Annotated in this window: 22 protein-coding genes; 8 read left to right on the top strand and 14 right to left on the bottom strand. The window is 70.0% G+C overall.

Going from position 1 to position 24,982, the window contains the following annotated elements:
• Positions 1–16: 16 nt before the first annotated feature.
• Both ACFCYE_RS04705 and ACFCYE_RS04700 read left to right on the top strand, forming a co-directional pair.
• Positions 17–1,303, top strand: a complete 1,287-nt coding sequence (locus tag ACFCYE_RS04705) for an ABC transporter substrate-binding protein (protein WP_376176722.1) — start codon at positions 17–19, stop codon at positions 1,301–1,303.
• 103 nt (positions 1,304–1,406) lie between these two features.
• Positions 1,407–3,626, top strand: a complete 2,220-nt coding sequence (locus ACFCYE_RS04700; RefSeq protein ID WP_376176721.1) for a beta-galactosidase — start codon at positions 1,407–1,409, stop codon at positions 3,624–3,626.
• 43 nt (positions 3,627–3,669) lie between these two features.
• Here the strand turns inward: ACFCYE_RS04700 and ACFCYE_RS04695 are convergent, their stop codons facing one another.
• A complete protein-coding gene (locus ACFCYE_RS04695) occupies positions 3,670–4,626 on the bottom strand; it encodes a LacI family DNA-binding transcriptional regulator (protein WP_376177143.1) in 957 nt (318 codons plus the stop codon).
• A 118-nt stretch (positions 4,627–4,744) separates the two neighbouring features.
• Between ACFCYE_RS04695 and galT the strand changes: the two genes are divergently transcribed.
• The 3 genes from galT to galE all read left to right on the top strand — a co-directional run bounded on the left by galT (position 4,745) and on the right by galE (position 8,248).
• Complete coding sequence (gene galT / locus ACFCYE_RS04690; RefSeq protein WP_376177141.1) at positions 4,745–5,923, top strand: galactose-1-phosphate uridylyltransferase; 1,179 nt, start codon at positions 4,745–4,747, stop codon at positions 5,921–5,923.
• A 41-nt stretch (positions 5,924–5,964) separates the two neighbouring features.
• Positions 5,965–7,146, top strand: coding sequence for a galactokinase (gene galK, locus ACFCYE_RS04685; RefSeq protein WP_376176719.1), 1,182 nt, complete (start codon positions 5,965–5,967; stop codon positions 7,144–7,146).
• 124 nt (positions 7,147–7,270) lie between these two features.
• Positions 7,271–8,248, top strand: a complete 978-nt coding sequence (gene galE / locus ACFCYE_RS04680; protein WP_376176717.1) for a UDP-glucose 4-epimerase GalE — start codon at positions 7,271–7,273, stop codon at positions 8,246–8,248.
• 33 nt (positions 8,249–8,281) lie between these two features.
• On the opposite strand, the gene ACFCYE_RS04675 is transcribed toward galE, so the two are convergent.
• The 4 genes from ACFCYE_RS04675 to ACFCYE_RS04660 all read right to left on the bottom strand — a co-directional run bounded on the left by ACFCYE_RS04675 (position 8,282) and on the right by ACFCYE_RS04660 (position 14,080).
• The gene (locus tag ACFCYE_RS04675) at positions 8,282–9,634 is read right to left on the bottom strand and encodes an MFS transporter (protein WP_376176716.1); all 1,353 of its coding nucleotides are present in this window, start codon (positions 9,632–9,634) and stop codon (positions 8,282–8,284) included.
• Positions 9,635–9,648: 14 nt separating this feature from the next.
• Entirely contained in the window at positions 9,649–10,584 is a 936-nt protein-coding gene (locus ACFCYE_RS04670; protein WP_376176714.1) for a polysaccharide deacetylase family protein, read from the bottom strand.
• On the bottom strand, positions 10,581–11,729 hold the full coding sequence (locus tag ACFCYE_RS04665) for an ROK family transcriptional regulator (protein WP_376176713.1): 1,149 nt from the start codon (positions 11,727–11,729) through the stop codon (positions 10,581–10,583). Before ACFCYE_RS04665 ends, ACFCYE_RS04670 begins: the two co-directional genes overlap by 4 nt.
• A gap of 95 nt (positions 11,730–11,824) precedes the next feature.
• Positions 11,825–14,080 carry a glycoside hydrolase family 3 C-terminal domain-containing protein gene (locus ACFCYE_RS04660; protein WP_376176711.1) on the bottom strand — a complete coding sequence of 752 codons (2,256 nt, stop codon included), beginning with the start codon at positions 14,078–14,080 and terminating at the stop codon, positions 11,825–11,827.
• Positions 14,081–14,205: 125 nt separating this feature from the next.
• On the opposite strand from ACFCYE_RS04660, the gene ACFCYE_RS04655 reads away from it, so the two are divergent.
• The gene (locus ACFCYE_RS04655) at positions 14,206–14,805 is read left to right on the top strand and encodes a TetR/AcrR family transcriptional regulator (RefSeq protein WP_376176709.1); all 600 of its coding nucleotides are present in this window, start codon (positions 14,206–14,208) and stop codon (positions 14,803–14,805) included.
• On the top strand, positions 14,802–16,274 hold the full coding sequence (locus tag ACFCYE_RS04650; RefSeq protein WP_376176707.1) for a carboxylesterase/lipase family protein: 1,473 nt from the start codon (positions 14,802–14,804) through the stop codon (positions 16,272–16,274). The genes ACFCYE_RS04655 and ACFCYE_RS04650 overlap by 4 nt, the downstream gene beginning before the upstream one ends.
• Before the next feature lie 6 nt (positions 16,275–16,280).
• On the opposite strand, the gene aztD is transcribed toward ACFCYE_RS04650, so the two are convergent.
• The 4 genes from aztD to aztB form a co-directional block, all read right to left on the bottom strand.
• A complete protein-coding gene (gene aztD, locus ACFCYE_RS04645) occupies positions 16,281–17,471 on the bottom strand; it encodes a zinc metallochaperone AztD (protein WP_376176705.1) in 1,191 nt (396 codons plus the stop codon).
• A 67-nt stretch (positions 17,472–17,538) separates the two neighbouring features.
• Entirely contained in the window at positions 17,539–18,438 is a 900-nt protein-coding gene (locus tag ACFCYE_RS04640) for a metal ABC transporter solute-binding protein, Zn/Mn family (RefSeq protein WP_376177140.1), read from the bottom strand.
• 5 nt (positions 18,439–18,443) lie between these two features.
• Positions 18,444–19,646: a hypothetical protein gene (locus ACFCYE_RS04635; RefSeq protein ID WP_376176703.1), complete on the bottom strand. Its 1,203-nt coding sequence runs from the start codon at positions 19,644–19,646 to the stop codon at positions 18,444–18,446.
• Positions 19,643–20,488 carry a zinc ABC transporter permease AztB gene (gene aztB / locus ACFCYE_RS04630; RefSeq protein ID WP_376176701.1) on the bottom strand — a complete coding sequence of 282 codons (846 nt, stop codon included), beginning with the start codon at positions 20,486–20,488 and terminating at the stop codon, positions 19,643–19,645. The genes ACFCYE_RS04635 and aztB overlap by 4 nt, the downstream gene beginning before the upstream one ends.
• Before the next feature lie 54 nt (positions 20,489–20,542).
• Here aztB and aztA point away from each other — a divergent pair, with 54 nt between their 5' ends.
• Positions 20,543–21,220: a zinc ABC transporter ATP-binding protein AztA gene (aztA, locus tag ACFCYE_RS04625; RefSeq protein ID WP_376176699.1), complete on the top strand. Its 678-nt coding sequence runs from the start codon at positions 20,543–20,545 to the stop codon at positions 21,218–21,220.
• 65 nt (positions 21,221–21,285) lie between these two features.
• On the opposite strand, the gene ACFCYE_RS04620 is transcribed toward aztA, so the two are convergent.
• The 5 genes from ACFCYE_RS04620 to ACFCYE_RS04600 all read right to left on the bottom strand — a co-directional run bounded on the left by ACFCYE_RS04620 (position 21,286) and on the right by ACFCYE_RS04600 (position 24,958).
• Positions 21,286–22,209 carry a DNA-methyltransferase gene (locus ACFCYE_RS04620; protein ID WP_376176698.1) on the bottom strand — a complete coding sequence of 308 codons (924 nt, stop codon included), beginning with the start codon at positions 22,207–22,209 and terminating at the stop codon, positions 21,286–21,288.
• A 65-nt stretch (positions 22,210–22,274) separates the two neighbouring features.
• Entirely contained in the window at positions 22,275–23,324 is a 1,050-nt protein-coding gene (locus tag ACFCYE_RS04615) for a biotin/lipoate A/B protein ligase family protein (protein WP_376176697.1), read from the bottom strand.
• 41 nt (positions 23,325–23,365) lie between these two features.
• Entirely contained in the window at positions 23,366–23,632 is a 267-nt protein-coding gene (locus tag ACFCYE_RS04610) for a hypothetical protein (protein WP_376176695.1), read from the bottom strand.
• A 5-nt stretch (positions 23,633–23,637) separates the two neighbouring features.
• Positions 23,638–23,961, bottom strand: coding sequence for a hypothetical protein (locus ACFCYE_RS04605; protein ID WP_376176693.1), 324 nt, complete (start codon positions 23,959–23,961; stop codon positions 23,638–23,640).
• A 118-nt stretch (positions 23,962–24,079) separates the two neighbouring features.
• Positions 24,080–24,958, bottom strand: a complete 879-nt coding sequence (locus tag ACFCYE_RS04600; protein ID WP_376176691.1) for an alpha/beta fold hydrolase — start codon at positions 24,956–24,958, stop codon at positions 24,080–24,082.
• Positions 24,959–24,982 lie beyond the last annotated feature (24 nt).

The raw sequence follows: 24,982 nt of genomic DNA, 5'->3' as shown, positions 1-24,982 counted from the left end.
CACGACAGGAGCTCCCATGCCCACATCCCGCCGCCTTCTCGCCGCCGCCGCGCTGGCCACCGGCGCCGCCATCGTCCTCGCCGGCTGCGGCAGCGGCGACTCCGGCTCGTCGGACGCGTACGACCCCGACGAGAAGGTCAGCATCAACTACGCCTTCTGGGGCAACGACGACCGCGCGACCCGGTACAACGAACTGATCGCCGCATTCAACGAGGAGCACCCGAACATCACGGTGAACGTCTCGTTCACGGACTTCCCGAGCTTCTGGGAGAAGCGTCAGACCGAGGCCGCCGGTGGCGGGCTGCCCGACGTGTTCCAGTTCTCCGACAGCTACCTGCGCCAGTACGGCGAGTCGGGCAACCTGCTCGACCTCGCCGAGGTGTCGGACTACATCGACACGACCACGTTCGACGAATCGCTGCTGGGAACCGGTGCGCTGGGCGACGTGCAGTACTCGCTGCCGACCGGCTACAGCCTGTGGGCGAACTTCATCAACGACGATCTGCTGGCCTCGGCCGGCGTCGACGCGCCGGAGTCCGGTACATCGTTCGAGGAGTTCGACGAGTGGATGGCCTCGGTCACGGACGCCACCGGCGGCGCGGTCTACGGCGGCACCGACTACACGCAGCGGATCCAGCTGTTCGAGCTGCAGCTGCGTGCGGACGGCGGCAACCTGTACACCGAGGACGGCGAACTCGGCTTCACCGAGGACGACCTGCGGGAGTTCTGGGAGTCGGGCGATGCGATCCGCGAGGGCATCACCGTGCCGCAGCAGCGTCTCGAAGAGCTCTCTCCGAAGTCCGGTTTCGGCGCCGCGATCACGGCGAGCGAGATGAGCTGGAGCAACTTCCTCGGCGGCTACCTCGCCGACTCGGGTGCGTCGTCGATCTCGATCGTCGCGCCGCCGACCGCGAAGGAGGGCTCCAAGGATCTCTACCGCCAGGCCGGGCTCCAGGTGGCGATCGCGGAGAACACCGAGCACCCCGAAGCGGCCGCGATCTTCCTCGACTTCGTCGTGAACAGCGAGGCCGCCGGCGAGATCTTCGGCACGACGCTCGGCTTCCCCGCCTCGTCGTCGAAGCTGGAGGGCACCACGCTCGAGGGCGCGGACAAGCAGGTCGCCGACTACATCGAGGCGTCCGCGGACCGCATCGGCGACGCCCCGCCCGTCCCGGTCGTCGGCTACGGCTCGCTGGAGCAGACCTTCTGGGATCTCGGCAAATCGATCGGTCTCGGCGCCGTCTCCATCGATGACGCCGTGAAGCAGTTCTTCGCCGAGGCGGACGTGATCCTCGGAAGCTGAGGCCGCTCGACCTCGACCTGAGAGGGCAGTGATGCACGGTGCCGCCGTACGCGCACGTGCATCACTGCCCTCTCGCCATCGCCCCCCTGACCAGGAGACCTGCATGACCGATCCGCTGCGCCTCGACGCGACCGGCCCTTCCCGCACCGCACGACGCCCGCGGATGGCGAACGATGTCGACCACCGCGAGGGTCTCGAGCTGACCAGCCGCGCAGTGCTGCGCGACGGAATCCCGTGGCTGCCGGTCTCCGGCGAGATGCACTACAGTCGCGTTCCGCGCGAGCGATGGACCGATCGATTGCGGCTGATGCGCGCGGGCGGCATCACCGTCGTGTCGACCTACGTGCTGTGGCTGCATCATGAGCCGATGCGAGGCGAAGCGTCCTTCGCGGGGAACCTCGACGTCGCGGCCTTCATCGATGCGGCGCGTGATGAGGGCCTGGAGGTCGTGCTCCGGATCGGCCCGTGGGCGCACGGCGAAGCACGCAACGGCGGATTCCCCGACTGGGTGCAGCAGGCGGATGTGCGCCATCGCACCGATGACCCCGCCTATCTCGCGCTCGTCGAGGAGTGGTTCCAGCAGCTCGGTGCGGCGCTGGGCGGGCGTGCGACACCCGACCGGCTGCTGGGCATCCAGCTCGACAACGAGCTCTACGACCAACCGGATCATCTGCTGACCCTCAAGCGCCTGGCGCGCGAGGCCGGCATGTCGGCGCCGCTGTGGACGGCGACCGCCTGGGGCGGTGCGCAGCTCCCCGACGAGGAAGTGCTTCCGCTGTGGGGCGGATACGGCGACGGGTTCTGGGTGGATCCGGGCGAGCCGTGGGACCCGACGTTCCGCGCGCACTACTTCTTCTCCGACGAATGGGACGACCCCGGTATCGGCGTCGATGTCCGCGGCGCGCAGGCATCGCACCGGTCGACGCTCTCCGAGTGGTTCCCGGCGGCCACGTGCGAGCTGGCCGGCGGCATGGCGACCGCCTATCATCGTCGCCCGAGGCCGGAGGCGCTCGACGTGGCAGCGATCGCGCACGCGAAGCTCGGCAGCGGCTCCGCCTGGCAGGGGTACTACATGTACACCGGCGGGACGAACCCGCACCCCGGCCTCGAAGAAACCCAGGCGAGCGGCTACCCGAACGACATGACTCGGATGAGCTACGACTTCCACGCGCCGATCGGCGAAGCGGGTCGGGCAGCGCCGAGCCACGCCGCGCTGCGTCTGCAGCACGCGTTCGCCGCGGCGTTCGGCGACCGCGTCGCCCCGGCAGCGGCCCACTTCCCCCTGATGCGGCCGGACGGAGTGGAGGATGCCTCGATGCTGCGCTGGGCAGTCCGCGGCGGCTTCGCGTTCATCGGCTGGCATCAGCCGCACGTTCCGCTGGCGGCATACGCCGGCGCGTACTTCCGCGTGGTGACCGATACCGGCGCCATCGTCTTTCCGAGCACACCGGTCGACATCCCCCCGGGGACGCTCGCCCGCTGGCCGCTGGCCCTCGACATCACCGGCACCGAGATCGCCTGGGCCACGGCATCCGCTCTGACCGTGCTTCCCGGCGACGTGCCGACGCTGGTGCTGCTCGAGGATGCCGGGATCCCGGTCGAGATCGCGCACGACGGCATCGTGCGGCGGGTACCGTCCGGTGCTCCTGCGCTGCGCGTCGGCGGGATCGACGTGCTCGTGCTGGCCGCCGCGGATGCCGCGCGCGCCTGGGTCGTCGAAGCCGACGTGCGTCGACTTCTGGTGTCGGACGATGAACTCACCTGGGATGCGGCAGGGAACGTGTCCGTGCGCACGTCGGACGTGCGACCGGACGTCCGCGAGTTCGTGCGCGGCGCGTGGCGGGCGCTGGAGTGGCGTCACGTCCACGGAGCACCGGTGCGCGCGTCGGTGGGGGTGCGAGAGCTGCGGCAGCCGTCGAGCCCGTCCGGCGAGTACGGCTCGCGGGACGGGCGACAGGCGGCGCCGTCGGATGCCGTGTTCGAAGCGCACGCGGGCGTGTACGCCTTCGAGGTGCCGGCCGGGGTCGACCGCGACGCCGCGCTGACCGTGCGCTGGGCCGGAGACGTCGCGCAGCTGCGCGTGGACGGGAGGACAGCGACAGATCGGTTCTGGGACGGATCCGACCTCGTCGTCAACCTGCACGACGCCGGCGTCCGGTCCGGATCGACGATCGAGCTGCACGTGCTTCCGCTGCGCCAGGACACCGGTGTGCATCTGCCGGTGGAGGCAGCGGATCGGCTGGCGGCGGCAACCGAAGCGCTCTGCGCCGTCGATGCCGCCGAGCTCTCGCAGCGCGCCCTGTGGAGCGAACGGCGCGACTGACGCGTCCGGCGCTCACGCGTCTGATCCCGCGCCGAGCGCCGGATCAGGCCGGCGCGTCGCTCGCGCGCTCGACGAGCGTCGTGCCGATCACGACGTCATCGGCAGCGCCGCCTTCGATGTCCGCCACCAGCGCCTCCACGGCTCTGAGGGCGAGCACGGCGAAATCCTGCCGGATGGTCGTGAGCGGAGGACGGTAGTTCGCGGCATCCGGCACGTCGTCGAAACCGATCACGGCGACGTCCTCCGGAACCCGGCGACCGGCATCCGCCAGCGCCCGCAGCAGACCCAGCGCCATCTGGTCGTTCGCGCAGAAGACGGCGGATGCCGCGGCCAGCTCCCGTGCTGCGGTATGGCCGGAGTCGGCCGACCAGTCGCCTCGGACGACCGGCGGCGGTTCGACATCGGCGCCGATCAGCGTCTCGCGCCAGCCGCGTTCGCGTTCGGCCGCCGCGAAGGAGTCAGCAGGTCCCGCGAGGTGGTGCACGGTGTCGTGGCCGAGGTCGAGCAGTCGCGTCGTCGCGAGCGCCGCTCCCCCCGCGTGATCGCTGTGCACGGCACGAAGGCCTGCCGATTCAGGAGCATCCACGATGACCAGGCGCAGGCCGGCCGGCCGATCGGATGCCGGCACCAGCGCGGATGCCTCGTTGAGCACGATCGCGCCGTCGGCGCCCTGATCCTCCAGGCGGTGGAACGCACGACTCACACCGTCCGCGCCTGCCGCCGTGACGACCGTGAGCGCGAAGCCGCGCTCCTCCGCAGCCTCGGCGGTCGCCTGCAGCATCCGGGAGTTGCCGACGGTGGCGAGGGTCGTCACGACGAGGCCGATGGTCTGCGAGCGCCCCGTGCGCAGTGCGCGCGCGGCGGGATGAGGGCGATAGCCGAGTTCGGCCATCGCCTGCTCCACACGCGACCGGGTCTCAGGGTCGACGCGCGGGCTGTCGTTCACGACGCGGGACACGGTCTGCCCGGACACTCCGGCGAGCGCGGCGACCTGCGCCATCGAGACGCGACCGGTCGGCACGCCTCGCCGACGTTGCTGTGTGTCGTCCGTCACCGGCATCCTCCGTCCTTCCGTGTTGACGTTATCACCGCTGACGCAGTACCGTGTTTACGTGAACATGCATGAATCTGCGGACGTGCCGGCGACCGAACTCGCCGCCGGCGTCGTCAAGCGGGCCACGACGCTCGCCGATGGCCGCGAGCTCATCTACTTCGACGATCCGGGGACGACGCTCGGCGCTGAGCGCTCGGTCGACGCCCGAGCCCTCGACCCGCGCCCCGATACCGCCTCGATGCGCCTCGACGTGCTCACCGGCGACTGGATCACGGTCGCGGCGAACCGGCAGAACCGCGTGATGATGCCCTCAGCTGACGCAGACCCCCTCGCGCCGCAGACGCCGACGAACCCTTCCGAGATCCCCTCGCTCTATGACGTGGCCGTGTTCGAGAATCGCTCGCCCGCCTTCGGCCCCGCCCTCCCCGACGGGTTCGGCGGTGTTCCGGTGGCCTCGAACCCGCCTCGGGGACTCGACGACCTCGCCGCCCTCGGACTCGAGCGCGCACGCACGTCCGTCGGCCGGTGCGAGGTCGTCTGCTTCAGCCCGGAGCACTCCGGCTCCTTCGGCACCCAGTCCGTCACCCGCGCACGAACGGTCATCGAGGCATGGGCGGATCGCACAGCGGCGCTGTCGACGATCCCCGGCATCGAGCAGATCTTCCCGTTCGAGAACCGCGGCGAGGCGATCGGCGTGACGTTGCCGCACCCGCATGGCCAGATCTACGCCTATCCGTACATCACTCCGCGCACCACGCGCGTGCTGGACAGCATCGACCGCACCGCCCCCGATCTGTTCGCCCGGATCCTCGAGTCCGAACAGCGCTCCGACCGGGTCGTGCTGCAGGGCGAGCACTGGACGGCCTTCGTGCCGTTCGCCGCGCGATGGCCGCTCGAGGTGCACCTCATGCCGCACCGCCACGTGGCCGACTTCGCCGGGACGACGGATGCCGAGCGCGACGAGCTCGCTCCGCTCTACCTGCAGCTGCTCCGCGGCGTCGATGCCCTGTACGAGACGCCGACGCCCTACATCGCGGCCTGGCATCAGGCACCCGTCCATGTCGGCCGGGAGAGCGTTCGACTGCACCTGCAGCTCACGAGCCCCCGCCGCGCGGCGGACAAGCTGAAGTTCCTCGCCGGCAGCGAGTCCGCGATGTGGGCGTGGACCGCCGAGATCCCGCCGGAGAAGTCGGCCGAACGGCTGCGCGAGGCCATCGCCTCCGTCGCGAAACCGACGTCCTGACTTCCCTTCCCACCCGCACGCCCGCACGCCCCGAGGACACCATGAGCACCGAATCCACCGCCCGAGACCTGTTCGCTTCGATGACCGGCCACGAGCCGGACGGCGTCTGGTCGGCGCCGGGCCGAGTCAATCTCATCGGCGAGCACACCGACTACAACGAGGGCTTCGTGCTGCCGTTCGCGATCCCGCATCGCACGGTCGCCGCCGTCGGCGTGCGCGGTGACGACCGCGGCCGTGTGCGCGTCGCCTCGACCTTCGCGGCCGAGCCGGTCGAGGTCGCGCTCGGCGAGCTCGGCGATCTCTTCCCGACCCCCACCGGTGCGGCGCCAGCGGTTCCGGAGTGGGCCGCCTACCCGCTCGGTGTCGCCTGGGCGATGCAGGATGCCGGCATCACCGGCGCCGGGGTCGACATCGCGATCGCCTCGGATGTTCCTGTCGGCGCCGGACTGTCGTCGTCGGCGGCGATCGAGGGCGCAGCGGCATCCGCCCTGAACGACCTGTGGTCCGCCGGGCTCGACAAGACCGCACTCGCGCGGATCGGCCGCCGCGCGGAGAACGAAGCGGTGGGCGCTCCGACCGGGATCATGGACCAGATGGCGACCATGATCGGCGGCGTCGACACCGCGATCTTCCTGGACTGCCGTTCGCTCGAAGCGCAGCAGGTGCCGCTGGCCGTGGCCGAAGCCGGGCTCGCGATCCTCGTGATCGACACGCGCGTCAAGCACGCGCACTCCACCGGCGGGTACCGCGAGCGCCGAGAGGCGTGCGAACGCGGAGCGCAGATCATGGGCGTCCCGTCGCTGCGGGACGTGTCCGTCGACGACCTGCCGCGTGCCGCGGAGCTCATGGACGATGTGACCTTCCGCCGCGTGCGCCATATCGTGACCGAGAACCAGCGCGTGCTCGACACGGTCGCAGCGCTCAGGGCCGAGGGTCCGCGCGCGATCGGCGACCTGCTCGTCGCCTCGCACGCCTCGATGCGCGACGATTTCGAGATCTCGGTCCCCGAGCTCGACACGGCCGTCGAGTCGGCACTCGCCGCCGGAGCCATCGGGGCACGCATGACCGGCGGCGGTTTCGGCGGCGCCGCCATCGCGCTGATCGACGCGGATGCCACGGACGCCGTGTCCTCCGCCGTGAACGCCGCTTTCACGGCGGCCGGATTCGCAGAGCCGGCCCTGTTCACCGTGACTCCGTCGGCCGGCGCACACCGCGACGCGTGAGGTCCGGGGTGGCGGTGCGGCCGAGGTCGCTGCACGGCTGCGGTCGCGACATGGCGGGCCCGCGGACCCCACACTGAACCCTGACAGAATGGACGGGGCGCGCTCGCGCCACGGAAGGAGCACCATGAGTTGGATCGTCACCGGCGGCGCCGGCTACATCGGATCGCACGTCGTCCGCGCCCTGGCCGATGCCGAACTCCAGCCGGTCATCCTCGATGACCTCTCCAGCGGTGTCGCCTCCTTCGTGCCCGAGGGCGTCCCCTTCGTCCAGGGTTCGATCCTCGACCGCGACCTCGTGGAGAAGGCCCTTCGTGATCACGATGCCGAGGGCGTCATCCATGTGGCTGGGTTCAAGTACGCCGGCGTCTCGGTCCAGCGCCCACTGCACACCTACGCCCAGAACGTCGAGGGGACGCGCATCGTCCTCGAGGCGATGGCGGCAGCCGGGGTCTCGAACATCGTGTTCTCCTCCTCCGCCGCCGTCTACGGCACTCCCGATGTCGCACTCGTCACCGAGGACACCGCGAAGGCGCCGGCCAGCCCGTACGGCGAGTCCAAGCTCATCGGCGAATGGCTGCTGCGCGACGAGGCGACGGCGACCGCGGCATCCGACAAGCCCTTGCGCCACACGTCGCTGCGCTACTTCAACGTCGTCGGATCCGCGGATCCGACCGTGTACGACGTCAGCCCGCACAACCTCTTCCCGATCGTGTTCGAGGCATTGCTGGCAGGCAAGACGCCGCGCATCAACGGCGACGACTACGCGACGGAGGACGGCACGAACGTCCGCGACTACGTGCACGTCGGCGACATCGCCGCCGCGCACGTCGCCGCCGCGAAGCGCCTGGCCGCCGGCGACCCGATCGAACCGGCGTACAACCTCGGTTCGGGCGATGGGCTGAGCGTCGCGCAGATCATGGATGCCGTCGCCCGCGTCACGGGCATCGACTTCGCCCCCGAGATCGGACCGCGCCGCGCCGGCGACCCGGACCGGATCGTCGCTGCCGGCGACCTCGCGGCCCGTGACCTGGACTGGAAGATGCGGTACACCGTCGACGAGATGGTGCGCACCGGGTGGGAAGCCCGCCGCAACGCCGGCTGACCGCGCCGCCCTCCCCGCTCCGCGAGACGCGACCTACGGGACGGGGAGAACCGCGGCAGGGGCGAGATCCTGCGTGCGGATCGGGTAGAACCAGAAGCACAACCACGCCAACGCCGCGAACGCCAGCGGGACGACCGCGAGCATGATCCGGATGCCGCCGTCCACCGCGCCCGGCTGCGCATCACCGAGGGCTGCGTCGAACCCCGAGGCGTTGAGCACCCAGGCGGCGACGATCGCCTGCAGTACGACCGAGCCGCGCACCACGAATCCGTTGACTCCGAAGTAGACGCCTTCGCGGCGCAGTCCGGTGCGCTCGGCATCCGCGTCGATGATCTGCGACAGCACCACCTCGAGCAGCTGCAGCAGGCCGCCGACCCCCACGCCGACGGCGATGCCGACCAGCGCAGCGCCGAGCACGCTGGCCGGCAGCAGATACGCGAACACCGAGAGGCCGAACACCGCGACAGCCCAGAGCAGCGCCGTCCGAGGCGTCGTGCGGCGGACGACGGCGCTCCAGAGCACGATCGCGGGGATCGCGGTGACGAAGATCGCCCCGAGCAGGATGCTGCCCTCCCCCTCAGCGGCATGCAGCGAATAGCGCACGTAGAACGGGATCGCCGCGAGGATCACCGCGATCGAGGTCTGCACGAACATCGACCCCAGCACGTACGGTACGAACGCCCGGTTGCCGAACGTGTATCGCAGCTGATCGCCCCAGGTCATCGACGCCTCGGCATCCGACGCCTCTCCGCGGCGTTCGATCATGCCGCCGGCGAACGACCAGATCAGCATGACCAGGCACACCGCGCCCAGTGCGAGTGCCATGCCCGGCCAGCCGATCGCGTCGTACAGCAGCGGTGCGCCGGCGGTGCCGAGCACCATGCCGACGATCGCGAAGATCTGCCGTGGGACGTTGCCGCTGGCGCGCTCGGCGGTGGTGCGGAAGATCTCGGGGAACAGCGCCGAGATGTTCAGCACGACCACGACGAAGGCGATGTCGTACACCGCAACCACGATGAGGAACCACGCGATCAGCCCACCGATGGGCAACGAAGGAGGCATCCATACCAGGGCGAACGCCACGACCAGCGGCACGATCCCCAGCCCGATCCACGGAACGCGGCGTCCCCACGAGGTGCGGATCCGGTCGGAGAGCGCGCCCACCACGGGGTTCAGCAGGGCGTTGAGGATGCCATGGGCGATCATCGCGCCGGCGACCCACTCGGCGGGTACGCCGAGGTGCGCGACATAGAAGTAGACGACGAAGGCGGAGAAGGTCTGCGCCATGAGCTGCGTCGGGAATCCGGACGCGCCGAAGGCGATGGTCTGCGCCCTGCCCGGAGCATCGGAGAGTCTGCGGTCTCTGAGGCGGGTGACCAGACTCATCGTTTACTCCCTCGTCAGCGGTGCCGGCCGCGTTGCAGATCCCTCAGCGCGCGCCAGCCGACGCGCACGAGTCCTTCCTCGGCGATCGTAGCGGCCACCACGGGATCGGTGAGCAGTCGGCGCTCGAATCCGCGTTTGGCCGCGCTGAAGTCGACGGCCGCGCGCAACTCGTCGCCGTCGGTCATCGGATGCAGGAAGATCTCGGTGACCCCCGCCGGCACCGCGCGCAGCAGGTCGACGAAACCGTCGCGCGTCTGCTCGTAGGCCTCTTCGTCAGCGGTCCCCTCGTTCGCAAGCGGGAACGGGTGCGTCCAGGCGCGGTCGGGGATCACGACTCCGAGGGCGTCCGCCGCCGCCGCCGCACGGTCGGCCGCGTCCTGGAACGTCGGAGCGAACTCCGTTCCCTCGACCACCCGGGGCAGGCGGAAGGGCAACCCGTGCTGCGCGGCCAGGCCCAGCACCTCGGCGACGAAGTCCCTGCCGGTCGCGAGTCCGTAGACGGACCCCATGTGGTTGTCGAGATGGGTGACGTCGACCCCGGCATCCAGCGCGACCCGCAGCTGCGCGGACAGCTCGGCGGCGACGTCGGCGGCATCCGCGTTCTCCTCGACGGAGCGCACCTCTGCCGGGAAGAATCCGGCCGCGTCGACGAGCGAGGTCGCGGTCCCGGTCAACGGCCGCCACCGGTAGCGGGTCCACTCGCTCGTGAGCACGAGGTGCACGCCGACGTCGAGATCGATGCGGTTCGCCGCGAACGCCAGAGCCTCGGGTGCCCACGCGCACGGCACCATGATGGTCGCGGAGTCGAGGTGGCCGGACTCGAGCAGCTCCGTGATCGCGGTGTTGGCCGCGTGACACATGCCGAAGTCGTCCGCGTTGATGATGATCGCGCGGGTCTCCGGCGCGTATCCGAGTCGTGCGGTGAGATCGGAAGGGGGCAGCAGCGTCATCGCCGGGTCCGCTCTGTCGGGGTGAGGATGTCGGAGAAGATCGCGTCCCGAAGCACCGCGGTGGCCTCGCCGACCGCGCCGACCAGGGTCGCCTCGCGTCCGAAGGAGGACACCAGGAACGTGAGCGGCAGCAGGTGAGCGATCTCGTCAGCCGCCTCTCGGACCGCCTCTTCGAACGCCGGATGGGCTGCGTCCCCGGCGAGGATGTAGGCGGCGGGGTCGAGCACGAGAGTGATGCTGCCGGCGACGAGGATCACGCGACGGGCGAGCTCGGCCATCATGTCGACGGCCGCCGCGTCTCCCGCGAGGGCCGCATCGAGATGCACGCGCAGCGGCGCGCCGGCGTCGCGCCCATTGGTCAGCGCGAGATCGGCGACGACGACTTCACTGAGCACGGGCGCACCGATGGGCAGCGAGGGCTGGGGCAGGTACATCACCTCGCCCGCGATGCCGGCGGCACCGCGGTGCAGCGCGCCGTCGATCACGATCCCCGCACCGAGACCGTCATCGATCGTCAGCAGAGCGAAACTGTCGAGGCCGGTCGCCACGGTGCCGGACAGCTCGGCGAGCGCGGCGAGGTTCACGTCGTTCTCGATGTGGACGTCGCACCCCCATCGAGTCTCCAGCGCGGTTCGGAACGCGCCGCCGTCCGGCCCGTGGTCATCACGGATGGCGCCATCGCGGCTGACGATCCCCGGGATCCCGATGACCGCGACGCGCAGCGGCCCCGCCGCAGGAGTCAGCGCGGCAGTCAGCAGTCCGGTCATCGCATCGACGCGCTCGACGAGGTCACCGGCCGGGGGGAACGGGCCGCTCCGCTCGGCGAGAACGCGCCCGGTCGGGTCCAGGATCGCGACGCTCGCGGAGTGGTGGTCGATGTGCACGGCGGCCGCGCACCCGAGGGAAGGATGCAGGGAGACCCGGGCCGCCGCGGGCCCGCGTGTCGCCCGGTCCTCCCCAGCGGATGCCACAGCCTCCCCGTTCTCCAGCATCCGTAGGACCTGAGTGACTGCGGTCCGCGACAGCCCGGTCTCGCCCATCAACTCGGCACGGGTCAGGGGGCCGCGTCGCGCCAGTGCCTCCAGAATCGCTCTCGCGTTCAGGCTTCGCAGCAGGGTCTGCGGGCCGGCTGGAGGTCGTGTCACGTGGCTTCCCCGCGCTTCGTCAAGATGAGTATGTCATGAAGTGTCACACTTCTCGACACATTGTGTCATACCCGTTGCGCGCAGCCTGCGAGCGACTACTCCTGATTGCCCAGCGCGATGAGCTGCTCGACCTGCTCGCGATCGATTCCCACGCCGGGGAAACCGGCGAGCCGCCCGATCGGGAACGACGCCATCATCTTCGCCATCGCCTCGTCGCTCATGATCCCGGCATCCATCGCACCGTCGGCGGCCTCCTGCCCGCCGGTGAGCTGCTCGCGGACGATCGGGCCGACGACCGCGTGCGCCAGCAGCTCCCCGATCGAGGAGTTCGCGCTCAGGGGGACGCGCACCTCGTCGCCGTCGACGTGCACCGAAGTCGAGCCGCGCAGATCGCGGCTCGAGGCCCCGACCTCGACGCGGTACGTGCCGTCTTCGACCACGAAGCGATCGACGCGGATGTCCCAGTAGGCGAGATCTTCACGACGCACGACCACCGTGACATCCTGCGTCTCACCCGCAGCCAGCGCCACAGAGGCGAAGGCCTTCAACTCGCGGGGTGCGCGCTCGACGATCGAGGATTCCGGCGCGACGTAGACCTGCACGACCTCGCGGCCGTCGACAGCACCCGTGTTCGTCACCGCGACGGTGACCCGGATGTCCCCGTCGTCCTCGACGATCGCGCTCGGCGCCCGATACGAGAACGTCGTGTACGACAGGCCGTGCCCGAACGGGAACGCGACGTCCATGCTGCGGGCGTCGTACCAGCGGTAGCCGACGAACACGCCCTCGCCGTAGCGGACGTGACCGAACGCACCGGGGAAGTTCCCGAAGGCCGGAGTGTCCTCGAGGCGATGCGGGATGGTCTCGGCGAGCCGCGCCGACGGATTCACGGCGCCGGTGAGGACATCGACCGTCGCCGAACCGCCGGCCTGACCCAGCAGCCACGCCTCCACGATCGCCGGCACGCGATCCGCGAACGGCAGCGCCACGACCGAGCCGTTCGACAGCACGACCGCGACCCTCGGGTTCACGGCGAGCACGGCATCCACCAGATCGAGCTGGGCAGCCGGAAGATGGAGGTGCGTACGATCGAAGCCCTCGGACTCCTCGGCGTCCGGCAGACCGAGGAACAGCACGACGACGTCGTTCGCCGCGGCCAGCGCGACCGCCTCGGCGCGCAGCTTCTCGGCATCCCCCGATCCGTCGAACGTGAAGCCGGGGGCGAACACCACCCGGTCGCCGAAGGCGTCCAGGGCCGTGTCGAGCCTGGTCGGGTTGATGTGCGACGATCCACCGCCCTGGTACCGCGGAGTGCGGGCGAACTCGCCGATGACGGCGACGGATGCGCCCTGCTCCAGCGGAAGGACCGGCGCGCCATCGACCGGCGCGTTCTGCAGCAGCACGATCGACCGCCCGGCGACCTCGCGCGCCAGCGCGTGATGCGCGTCGGCATCCAACGGCCCGTCCACTGTCGGCCGCGCCTGCGCCTTCGTGACCAGAGCGAGCACACGACCGGCGGCGGTGTCCAGCACCGACTCGTCGAGGGATCCGTCCTCCACGGCGGCGACGATCTGGGCATCCGTGAATCCGCTGCTCGAGGGCATCTCGAGATCGAGTCCGGCTGCCAGGGCCTTCACGCGCTCGTTCACCGCTCCCCAGTCCGACACGACGAGGCCCTCGAACCCCCAGTCGTCGCGGAGCACGTCACCGAGCAGCCACGGGTCCTCCGACGCGTACACGCCGTTGATGCGGTTGTACGAGCACATCACCGTCCACGGCTGCGCCTCCTTGACCACGTACTCGAAGCCACGGAGATAGATCTCGTGCAGCGGACGAGGGTCGATGTCGCTCGAGGAGCGCATCCTGTCGTCCTCCTGGTTGTTCGCCGCGAAGTGCTTCAGCGACGATCCCACTCCCTGGGACTGGATGCCGCGGACGAGGCCGGCCCCGATCCGGCCGGCGACGACCGGATCCTCCGAGACGTATTCGAAGTTGCGACCGCATAGCGGCGAGCGCTTGATGTTGATGCCGGGGCCGAGGATCACCGCGACGTCCTCGATCGCTGACTCGACGCCCAGAGCCACGCCGACGCGCTCCGCGAGCTCGGGGTCGAAGCTCGAGCCGAGGGCGACGGCCGGTGGGAAGCAGGTCGCCGGAACGCTGTCGTTCAGCCCGAGGTGATCGCTGGCGGCAGCCTGCTTGCGCAGCCCGTGGGGACCGTCGGTGAGCATGATCGACGGCACGCCGACCCGATCGATCGCGGTGGTGGTCCAGAAGTCGGCGCCGCTGGTGATCGATGCCTTCTCCTCGAGAGTGAGGTCTTCGAGAGTCAGGTTCTGAGGGTCGGTCATCCGAGTTCGCCTTTCGCCGCTTCCGCCGTGGATCGCTCGGCCAGGATACGTGCGCTCCCGCACAAAAAGCAAGCAACGTTCGGTTTTCACTTCCCAGCATGCCCCGACGCGGATACGCTGGCACCATGACGCGACGAGGGGCCTACGCCAAGGGAATCGTCAAACGCGAGGAGATCCTGACGACCGCCCTCGAGGTCGTCGCCGCGAACGGCTATCGACGCGCCTCGGTCCGTGAGCTGGCGGATGCCGTCGGGCTCAGCGCCGCAGGACTGCTGCACTACTTCGACAGCAAGGAGGAGCTGTTCACCGCGATCCTCCGCAAGCGCGACGAGCACGATCGGGAGGCGTACGGCACCGACGGCGCCGACCTCAGTCGGTTCCTCACGGTGATCCGGCACAACGCGACGGTGCCGGGTCTCGTGCAGCTGTATGCGCAGTTGGCGGTCGAGGCCGTCGACCCGGAGCATCCGGCACACGCGTTCTTCCGCGAGCGGACGCGGGCTCTGCAGGACCACTTCCGCGCGGCGGTGATCCGTGCACAGGAGAACGACGAGATCCGCGCCGACCTGGATCCGGCATGGGTGGCGACGAGCGTGCAGGCCCTCTCGGACGGTCTGCAGTCACTGTGGCTCGTGGACCCCGACGTCGACATGGCCGTTCATATCGAGCGGTTCCTCGACGCGCTGCGTCCGGCCTCGCACCCACAAGGAGGAGCAGCATCGTGACCGCCGCCCCCGTCGTTCAGACGGCATCCGGTCCGGTCCGCGGATTCTGGCGGGATGCCGGGACACCCGATGCCTCTGCGGCCTTCCTCGGCATCCCGTTCGCCGCCGCCCCCGTCGGCGGACTGCGCTTCGCGGCCCCGGCGCCGCCGGAACCGTGGACCGAGGTGCGCGAGGCGACCGCATACGGCGCGACGGCGCTGCGGCGGGACCCGGGCGCAACCCTGATCCCTGAGCCGCCTATCCCCGGCGCTGCGATCCTCAACGTCAACGTGTTCACGCCGACGGTCGACGACGGCGCGCGGCTCCCGGTGGTGGTGTGGATTCACGGCGGCGGCTACACCGAGGGTTCTCCCGCGAGCCCCTGGTACGACGGCAGCCGCTTCAACCGCGATGGAGTCGTGACCGTCTCGCTGTCGTATCGGTTGGGTTTCGACGGATTCGGACACATCGATGGGGCGCCGCACAACCGCGGCGTCCTGGATTGGATCGCCGGACTCGAATGGGTGCAGCAGAACATCGCCGCCTTCGGAGGCGACCCTGATCGGGTGACGATCGGCGGGCAGTCGGCGGGTGGTGGCGCTGTGCTGACACTGTTGAGCATGCCCGCAGCCCAGCACCTGTTCCACGGCGCGCTCGCGCTGTCTGCTGCGCTGGCGGACATCCGGGCGCCGGTCGCGAAAGAACGCGGCGAGCGCCTGGCCGGGATCCTCGAGATCGAACCGACGCTGGAGGGGTTCCGGTCCGTCTCCGAGTCGCGGATCCTCAAGAATCAGTCCAAAGCCGTCGGCGGGCGCAAGGGCCTCGGGCTGCTGTCCGGGCTGATCGAGGACGGTCTGCCCTGGGGGCCCATGGTCGACGGCGAGCTCGTCATCCGCCCCGCCGTGGAGGCCCTCCGAGACGGTATCGGATCGGACAAGCCGCTGGTGCTCGGCGCGACGGACGACGAGTTCACGATGATCGTCGACAGGGCGCCGCGTGCGCTGCGCGCCATCCCCTCGAGCATCCTGTTGCGCAGCGCCCTGAGGGATCGCGGTGTGCGCCGCGCGTATCTGCGGGCGAACCGCCCGCAGCGGGCGAAGGGTTCGCCCGCGATGATCGGACGGTTCGTGACGGACCACGTCTTCCGCAGTCTGGTCGTCCGCGTCGCCGAAGCGCGCAAGGACGCGGATGCCGAGACGTTCGTGTACGCCTTCCGCTGGGTGTCGCCGACGAAGGGGTGGTCGTGCCACTGCCTGGACGTCCCGTTCTGGTTCGACGGCCTCGACCGCGAACGGGTCGCAGACCTCGCAGGTCCGCACCCGCCGCAGTCCCTCGCTGATGACATGCATGCCGCCGCCGTCTCGTTCGCCTGCGGCGGCGCCCCCGGCTGGCCCGCATGGCGGAGCGAGCCGGGGACGGCACGGGTCTTCGGAGGCGACGGCCTGCAGATCACGACGACCGCCTACGACGACGCGCTCGCGCTGGTCTGACGTTCGTCAGCCGACGACGGCGATCTCGTTCGGCACGTGCGGCAGCTCGCCGGACGCGAGCTCCTCACCCGTGTGCGGGTCGAGGGCGACGATCGTGCTGTTCGCCGAGTCCGTCACGTACACGACATCGCCGGTCGTCGCGATGGCGGGGTGCGCCTGCTGCCACTCGGTCGGGCTCTCCCACGCCTCGATCGCCTCGTGGGATGCCGTGATCTCACCGGTCGCGGGGTCGATGACGTGCAGGCGTCCGTCGGAGCCGATCATGACGGCGTCGCCGTCCTCGGTACGGGTGACCCCGCGCCAGGTGTAGCTGATGCCGTCCGGAAGCGCGACCTTCTCGAGGGTCTTCGCCTCCGTGTCCACCAGCGCGAGGTTCGTCAGCAGGTAGCCCTCGGCATCCGGGTCGTCCTTGTAATCCATCAGGACGAGCGGGCTGTTCCCCGAGACGTAGGCGTTGCCGATGCGGCCGAACTCATCCGGCGAGGTGAGCTTCGTGATCGCGCCGTCGTGGAAGACGACCGCTCCGTTCTCGCAGCCGAACACGACGGCCTCATCCTGCGCGGTGCCCTCGCCGTGCACGTTGGGGCACTCCGCGCTCACGGCGATCTCGGTGCCTTCGGTGTCCACGGCGCGGATGCCGGAGCGGCCGCTCGCGTCGCCGACCGTCGTGACTAACGTGCCGTCCTCCAGCACGACCGAGACACCGTGGTGCGCGTCGACGCCTTCGATGACCTCGGCATCCGGCAGCGCGTCGTCGACCTCGGCGAGAGCCGCCGTGTCGAAGATCGTGGTGTCGCTGGTCGCGTCGTCGTACAGCACGGTCTTGCCGCCGTGGCGGACCACGTGGCCGGCGGCCGCGGCCTCGACGACGAGGTCGGTGAGCTCCGGGTCGCGCACGTCGAGCAGCTGGAACCCCTCCGACGTGGTGACGAACACGTGGCGGTCGTCGCCCGCCGGGTTCACGCGGACGAACTCCTCCGATGCGAGATCGTCGATCACCTCGAGCGTCTCGCCGTCGACGACGAGCACGCCTCCCTCGTAGGCGACCGCCACCCGCGGGCCGGTGCTCGCGGCCTCCGTGCTCGTGGGCTGATCGGCCGGAGCGTCGGCCGCCGGCTGGGCGGCGCATCCGGCGAGGAGCAGTGCCGCGCCTGCCACGCCTGCGGCGAGGCGCGCCGTTCGCTTGCGCTGTGTCATCGTTCTTCCTTTCGTCGCCCTCTCGGGCGGGTGGTGCCCTTTCGGGCGGAGTGCCCTGTCGGGCGGGTCAAGGACTCAGGCCGTCGGCGATGCGCGTGGTGTTGACGCGCATCATGCCGAGATAGGTGTCACCGGGCTCTCCCGGCGCTGCCAGCGACTCCGTGATGAGCTCGACGACGGCCACCTCGCGGTCGGCCTCGTCGGCGAGCACCTGCACGAGCCGGTCAGGGGAAGACGACTCGGCGAAGATCGTCCGCACGCCGGCCCGGTCGATCGCGTCGACGAGTTCCTGCAGGTCGGCGGGGCTGGGCGCGGCGAGCGTCGTGCCGCCGGGGATCGCGGCCCCGAGCAGCGCGACGTCGTAGCGATCGGCCAGGTATCCGAAGACGTGATGGTTGGTGACGAGGGCGCGGTGCTCGTCCGGTACCGCGCCGAGGGCGGTCGCCATCTCATCGTCGAGATCGGAGAGCTCGGCGCGGTAGGCACCCGCGGCGGCGCGGACGTCGTCCGCACCGTCACCGGCGAGTTCGGCGAGTGCCGGTGCGAGGGCCTCCACGACGAGGGTCATCTGCGTCGGGTCCGTCCAGAAGTGCGGGTCGGGCCCCGCGCCGTCGGCGTACTCCAGCACGTCGACGTGGTCTCCGGCCAGGAGGATCTCGACGCCCTCGTCGGCTGCGGCATCCACGTGCTGCGCGAGCCCTTCCTCGAGTCCCAGGCCGTTCGCCACGACGAGGTCAGCAGCGCGCATACCGGCGGCCTGCTGCGCGGAGAGCTCGAAGGAGTGGGGATCGGCGCCCGGCGCCATCAGGGTCACCACGTCGAGATGGTCCCCTGCGATCTCGGAGACGACGTCGCCGAGGATGTTGGTGGTCACGTACACGGACGGCCGATCCGAGCCGGGCGTCGCACATCCGCTCAGGCCGGCGATCACGCCGATCGCGACCACGGCGGCAGCGACACGACGCACCGCGCTCATCGTCCGGTCCCCGCGAGGTGCAACGGCGTGTACGCCGTCTCGAAGGTCCTGGCCAGGCGCGCGCTGTCGGCGGCGTCGATCTCCCACATCGTCTGCTCGAGCGGCCCGTTGAGATACGCCCGGTTCTGATCGACGACGAATCGCACCTCGTCGGCGGCCTCGGCTTCTGCGAGGGATGCCGCCACCAGGGGCTCCGTGCGGGCGACGACCTGCCCGCCGGCGAGGACGAGCACTGCGCCGTCCGCCGTCAGCGCGAGCACCCGTCCATCGGCGTCGTCGATCGCGGCGACCCGCACGATCGGCTCGCCGACGTCCTGGAAGGCCCAGGCCCGCTGCCGCGTATCGAGGATCCACACGCCCGTGCTGCCGGCGACCGCGGCCACGCGGGGTCGCGCCTCCCGCGCGGCGAAGCTCGTCGCGGCGGGGGCTGCGCCTTCGGGGTACGGGATGCGCTCGACCGCGGCGGGGTCGCCACCTGTGAACAGCACCGCACCGTCCGCGCAGCCGATCACGACGCCGACGACCGTCGTGATCGTTCCGCTCGCGCTCTCGCACGGAATACCGGCGCCCACCGTGCCGTCGGCTGCGACCACGCTCAGCGCCACGGATGCGCCGCCTTCGGCATCCGTCATCACGGCGCCGGACTTCAACGGCACGACGAGTCCGTCGCCATCGTCGGCGGGAATCCGGAACGCCTCGTCGATCTGCCCGTCGGCGAGGGCGGGGGCGTCGAGCAGGACCGCCTCGTCCGCGAACCGGACGCCGATGCCCACGTCGCCGGTGACGACGGTGGGCGTGCCCTGCCCTTCGATCTCGCCGACAACACGTGCCGGTGCCTCGTAGTAATGGAAGTGATCGATGTGGCTCCACGTCCACACCCCGCTGTCGATCACGGTGACCGACCCGTCGCGGATGCCGAAGAGATACCGTCCGTCCGTCACGACGTCGTCCACCGGCTCGATCTCGGCGAGCACCGAAGTCTCCTCGTCGAGGAGGTCGAGATGGTGCACGACGCCATCGGCATCGATCGTCGTGAGGTGCAGCGCCGGCTCCGCGAGCTCGCGGGCTCCTTCGATCTGACCGTGCCCGTCATCCTCCGTCGTCGCCGACGTCGGTTCGGGTGCGGGAGCTGCGGGTGCGGCGCACCCTGCGAGCGTCAGGAGGAGGATGCCGGATGCTGCGGCGAAGCGGAGTCTCATGAGGTCCTTTCTGGGAGGGCGCGGCGGCGCCCGATGGTGACGATCCGGTGCAGTACGGCGGAGAGACCGGCGGCGAGGATCGCGACGAACGCGATCGTCGCTCCGGCCGCTGTGCCGGCGTACCAGGAGACGAGGAGGCCGACGGCGACGGCAGCGCAGCCGATGCCGGCCGCGAGCGCCATGGTCGTGGGGATGCGCGTGGCCCAGCGCCCTGCCGCGACCGCCGGTCCGAGCAGCATGCCGACCACGAGCAGCGATCCGACGGCCTGATAGGCCGCCACGACGGCGAGGGTGATGAGTCCGACGAGCAGGACGTGGGCGAGCTTCGGACGCAGTCCCAGCAGCTGCGCCTGCCGAGGATCGACCGTGAGCGCGACGAACGCCCGGTGGCCGAGGGCCGCGACGGCGAGCGTGATGACGGCGACGGCGGCGAGCATGACGACATCGGCGAGGGAGGCGGCGAGGATGTCGCCGAACAGGATCGCGGTGGCGTCGGTCGCGAAGCTGCGCGAGGCCGAGATGATGATGACCCCGAGCGCGAGACTGGCGACGAAAAGCAACCCGATGCTCGTGTCCGCCGACAGCCGTCCTCGACGCTGCAGCACGCCGATCCCGACGGACATGCCGGCGGCGCTGACGGCCGCACCGAGGATGCCGGGGATGCCGATCAGCGTCGCGACGGCGATGCCGGGGAGCATGCCGTGCGCCATGGCCTCGCCGAGGAACGCCATGCCGCGCAGCACCACCCAGGTGCCGACGACGCCGCAGATCACGGCGACGAGGATGCCTGTGAGCAGGGCGCGCTGCACGAAGGCGATGGCGAAGGGGTCGAGAAGGGTCACAGGGAGCGACTGTAGCACTTATTGAGAACGATTTTCATTTGCAATAATGGGACGGTGTCCTCCTCATCCCTCCTCCTGCCCACCACCCGAGTGCTGACGCTGCGCGGTGTCGCCGTCGATCACGACGGGCACCCGGCGCTCCGCGGCATCGATGTGGACGCGCATGCCGGACGGCTGCTGGTGGTGTCGGGGCCGAACGGTTCGGGCAAGTCGACGCTGCTGAGCGTGGCGGCCGGGCTCGTCGTGCCGCAGACAGGATCGATCGAGGTCCGGCCGGGCACTCGAATCGCTCTCGTCCCGCAGTCGACACCGCTGCCCGCGCACCTGCCGCTGACGGTGCACGACCTGGTCGCGATGGGAACCTGGGCTCGGCTGGGCTCCTGGCGACCCGCACGCAGGGCGGATCGCTCGTCCGTGGCCGACGCCATCGAGACCGTCGGGCTCGCGCAGTTGTCGCGTCGCCGGATCGGGGCGCTCTCCGGCGGCCAGCGTCAGCGCGCGCTGCTCGCGCAGGCGCTCGTCCAGCGGGCCGACCTCGTGCTGCTGGACGAGCCGATGGCGGCGCTGGACGCGCACTCGCGGACGATCGTCGCGGATGCCGTCGATCTTCTCGCCTCGACCGGCGCCGCGGTCGTGGCCGTCACGCACGACCCCGGAGAGTTCCGCCGGATCGACGACCGGCTCGAACTCGAGGACGGCCGCGTCATCGGCCGGCACGCCATCGCTCGTTGAGCGAACCTCAGCCGCGACCCCGTTTCGTCTCGCTCCGCTCGCTCAACGAACGAGTGGGGGCTCGCTCAACGAACCGGCGGGAATGCGGTGGCCTCGGCGCTCGGCATCCGGGTCTGCATCACGCGGATCGCCTCGGGGTTGTCGTCGACGAGCACGGCATCGCGCCCGAGTGCCGCGGCGACGGCTCCGGTCGTTCCGCTGCCGGCGAAGAGATCGAGCACGCGGTCGCCAGGGCGGCTGGACGCCTGGACGATGCGCCGCAGGATGCCCTCCGGCTTCTGCGTCGGATACCCCGTCTTCTCGCGCCCCGTCGTGGGCACGATGGTGTGCCACCACACATCGGTGGGAAGTTTCCCTCTGGCCGCCTTCTCAGGCGTCACGAGCCCCGGCGCCATATAGGGCTCACGATCCACGGCATCCGAATCGAAATGGTACGCACCGGGGTTCTTGACGTACACGAGGATCGTGTCGTGCTTGGTCGGCCAGCGCTTGCGCGACTTCCCGCCGTAGTCGTACGCCCAGATGAGCTCGTTGAGGAAGCACTCGCGGCCGAAGACGGCATCCATCATGACCTTGGCGTAGTGCGCCTCGCGGTAGTCGAGGTGCAGATAGAGGGTGCCGTCATCGGTGAGTAGCCGCCAGGCCTCCTCGAGCCGCGGCATGAGGAACGCTCCGTAGTCGTCGAAGCTGTCGTCGTAGGTGCGCAGCATGCCGCGCACGCGCTCATAGGCGTGCCCGTGGAAGCCGTGCCGGATCTCCTTCTCGGCGGCCTCGTCCTCGCCCGGCTCCTCGATGTCGAGTTCGGGCTGCTCGGTGAATCGCCGAGATGTGACGACCTGCCGCTCCTGGGCCCGCCCCGTGTTGAACGGCGGGTCGAGATAGACCAGAGCGAAGGAGGCCGTCGGCAGCGTCTTCGCGACGTCGAGGCTGTCTCCGTGGACGATCGAGACGGACCCGATGGCATCAGCCGGCCGCGGCGCGGGATCCACGGAGGGGCCACGCGCCCCGGAGGCTCCGGGAAGCGCGGAGCGATTTTCGGAGGGGGGCGTGGGGATCACGGAACCCGATGCAGCCACGCGTCGGTGGAGAATTTCGATTCGACGAGGGCCTCGGCATCCGCGTACTCGTCCGCCGTGATCGCACCGTCCTCGGCCTTGGTGAGCGAGCGGAAGGTGTCCTTGAAGCGCTCGATGATCTCGGCACGGGAGAGCCCGGTCTGGCTGCGCAGCGGATCCACGCGCTTGGCCGCCGAGGTCGTGCCCTTGTCACTGAGCTTCTCGCGCCCGATGCGCAGCACCTCGGTCATCATCTGACCGTCGATGTCGTACGACAGCGTCGCGTGGTGCAGAACGCCGCCGTTGGCGAGGCGCTTCTGGGCGGCCCCGCCGATCTTGCCGGTGGGCGAGGCGATGTCGTTGAGCGGCTGATAGGTCGCGTCGATCCCGAGCGACCGCAGCGCCTGCAGCACCCAGTCATCGAGGAACGCGTACGAATCGGCGAACGTCAGGCCCTGGACAAGGGATGCCGGGACGTACAGCGAGTACGTGATGATCTGCCCCGCCGCCATGAGCATCGCCCCTCCACCGGAGATGCGGCGGACGACGTCGAATCCGTGGCGGGCGGCGCCATCAGGGTCGACCTCGTTGCGGTACGACTGGAACGAGCCGATCACGACGGCGGATTCGTTCCACTCCCAGATGCGCAGGGTGGGGCGACGGCGGCCCTCGCCGACGCGGGAGGTGAGCACCTCGTCGAGCGCGAGATTCATGCGAGGGGACACGGCCTTCTCGTGCACGATCTCCCAGTCGAAGTCCTGCCAGCCGGGGGCCGTCACGAGCGCGCGGCGGACGGCGGTTCCGACCGCCTCAGGGGTGAAGCCGAGCAACTGGGCACCGTCCGGCAGCGCACCGCGGACTGCGGCGGCGATCGCCGTGGCATCCGACTCGGCCATCAGGCCGTTGACGGCCGCATTGATGTCGTCGAGCACGGTGTCCGGCTCGAGGAAGAAGTCGCCGGCGAGCCGGAATCCGTCGATCCGCCCGTCCTTGACCTCGAGGTCGACGACGACGAGCTTTCCACCCGGAACCTTGTACTCACCATGCACGGTCCCAGCCTACGCCGGGCGGCGTGGAAGCAGCCTCCTCGTCACCCGCCGGACGGCGGATCCGGGAAATCGACGCCGAGAGCGCTTTCGAGCTCATCGAGGTCCGGAAGCTCGCGGAGCGCCTCTTCGCGCGTGAGCACCTTCGGGTGGCTGAACGCCCCGACCTCCCAGTAGGTACCGCAGAATCGGCACCGGCGGACCTGGGCCATGAACTCATCGCTCTCGCCGATCGTCACCGCCCGCGCGTCGTCGGCGTAGGTGCGCCAGTAGCCGACGCAGATGTCGCATGCGCCGGGATACGGGTTCATTTCTGTCATTGCGCGCGGATCTCGGCGAGCAGTGCCTCGTCGATCTTCAAGCCCAGGATCGCCGCCGCACCGACATCCATCGCGGTCGCAGCCGGAGGCATGATGTCGATCAGCTTCTGCAGATTCTGCGACCGGTTCGTATTCCACGCGCTCATCGTCGCCGGACCCGTCTTACCCATCAGCGACCCGGTCAGATCCCCGTTCATCTTCCGATCGATCGCCTGGATCACACCCTCCAGATCCGACCCGAAGTTCCGCACCAGCGCGGCGCCCTTCGTGACCTCATCCTCATCGATGTCCGGCCACTCGAACCCCAGCTTCTCCATCACCCAGACAAGCTCATTCGGCAACATCATCCCCATACGGCGGCAACCTCCTCGGCAACCCTATGGGGGCCGAACGCGTGCCCGCGACGGGGAGATCTGCCCATGCGGACGGGCGTGGGGCTCAGCCTCGGAAGGGGATGTGCTTGTCGAGCCAGGCGAGCAGGTCGGCGCGGACAGCGCCCTGCTGCAGCTCGTTGAAGATCTCGTGGCGTGCGTCGGGGTAGACGAGCGTCGTCACGTCGGTGAGGCCAGAGCGCTCGCGGTACTCGTCGGCGAGGCGATGCACGCTCCGAGGGCCGCCGACCGCGTCGTCGCGGCCGACCATCAGCAGCATCGGGATGTCACGGCCGAGGTGCTTCTTCGGCCGGCCGTACAGCTTCAGCGACTCGATCGGGCCGAACAGTTTCAGCAGCGGCACGTTGGTCGTGAGCGGGTCAGCGTCGAACTCCTCCCACACGGCGGCATCGCGGCTGAGCCACTCGTAGCCGGTGGCGTTCTCGCCCTCCCACCGCGCGTTCAGCGGTGCGGCGTTGAGCATCAGCGGTGTCCGGAGCGCGGAGCCCGAGAGGACGACAGCATCCCACGCCTCGGGGTGATCGTTCACGAGCATCTGCGCGAGGAACGACCCCCACGAGTGGCCGAACAGCACCAGCGGCAGGTCCGGGTTCTCGTCGCGGATGATGCCGGTGAGCTGCCAGATGGCGTTCTTCGCCGCGCGCAGGCCGCCTTTGCCCAGTCGGCCGAGCTTGGCGGCATCCCCGTGCTGGCGCATCCCGGTACGCCCGTGTCCGCGGTGATCGTCGGCGTAGACGACGAAGCCAGCGCGGTTCAGCGCCCCGATCAACTCGCCGTAGCGCCCGGCGTGCTCGCCGACTCCGTGCAGCAGCTGCACGACGCCGCGCTGCCCTCCTTCGGCCGGATGGACGTCGTAGACGATCGTGATGCCGTGAGCATCCGTGAACTCGGCAGTGCGGGACGCGGCGTTGCGGGGGTCGGCCATGGCAGAGAGTCTACGGACGCGACC

It is taken from the genome of Microbacterium sp. NPDC056234, assembly GCF_042267585.1.
Lineage (GTDB): Bacteria > Actinomycetota > Actinomycetes > Actinomycetales > Microbacteriaceae > Microbacterium.
The sequence above is the reverse complement of the archived record's forward strand: the minus strand, read 5'-3'. Positions and strand labels throughout refer to the sequence as shown.

Bases quoted from the DNA above. Each gene is read 5' to 3' on its own strand.
- ACFCYE_RS04705 (WP_376176722.1), top strand. From the start codon at position 17: ATGCCCACATCCCGCCGCCTTCTCGCCGCCGCCGCGCTGGCCACCGGC.
- ACFCYE_RS04700 (WP_376176721.1), top strand. From the start codon at position 1,407: ATGACCGATCCGCTGCGCCTCGACGCGACCGGCCCTTCCCGCACCGCA.
- ACFCYE_RS04695 (WP_376177143.1), bottom strand. From the start codon at position 4,626: ATGGCGCAGGTCGCCGCGCTCGCCGGAGTGTCCGGGCAGACCGTGTCC.
- galT (WP_376177141.1), top strand. From the start codon at position 4,745: ATGCATGAATCTGCGGACGTGCCGGCGACCGAACTCGCCGCCGGCGTC.
- galK (WP_376176719.1), top strand. From the start codon at position 5,965: ATGAGCACCGAATCCACCGCCCGAGACCTGTTCGCTTCGATGACCGGC.
- galE (WP_376176717.1), top strand. From the start codon at position 7,271: ATGAGTTGGATCGTCACCGGCGGCGCCGGCTACATCGGATCGCACGTC.
- ACFCYE_RS04675 (WP_376176716.1), bottom strand. From the start codon at position 9,634: ATGAGTCTGGTCACCCGCCTCAGAGACCGCAGACTCTCCGATGCTCCG.
- ACFCYE_RS04670 (WP_376176714.1), bottom strand. From the start codon at position 10,584: ATGACGCTGCTGCCCCCTTCCGATCTCACCGCACGACTCGGATACGCG.
- ACFCYE_RS04660 (WP_376176711.1), bottom strand. From the start codon at position 14,080: ATGACCGACCCTCAGAACCTGACTCTCGAAGACCTCACTCTCGAGGAG.
- ACFCYE_RS04655 (WP_376176709.1), top strand. From the start codon at position 14,206: ATGACGCGACGAGGGGCCTACGCCAAGGGAATCGTCAAACGCGAGGAG.
- aztD (WP_376176705.1), bottom strand. From the start codon at position 17,471: ATGACACAGCGCAAGCGAACGGCGCGCCTCGCCGCAGGCGTGGCAGGC.
- ACFCYE_RS04635 (WP_376176703.1), bottom strand. From the start codon at position 19,646: ATGAGACTCCGCTTCGCCGCAGCATCCGGCATCCTCCTCCTGACGCTC.
- ACFCYE_RS04610 (WP_376176695.1), bottom strand. From the start codon at position 23,632: ATGAACCCGTATCCCGGCGCATGCGACATCTGCGTCGGCTACTGGCGC.
- ACFCYE_RS04600 (WP_376176691.1), bottom strand. From the start codon at position 24,958: ATGGCCGACCCCCGCAACGCCGCGTCCCGCACTGCCGAGTTCACGGAT.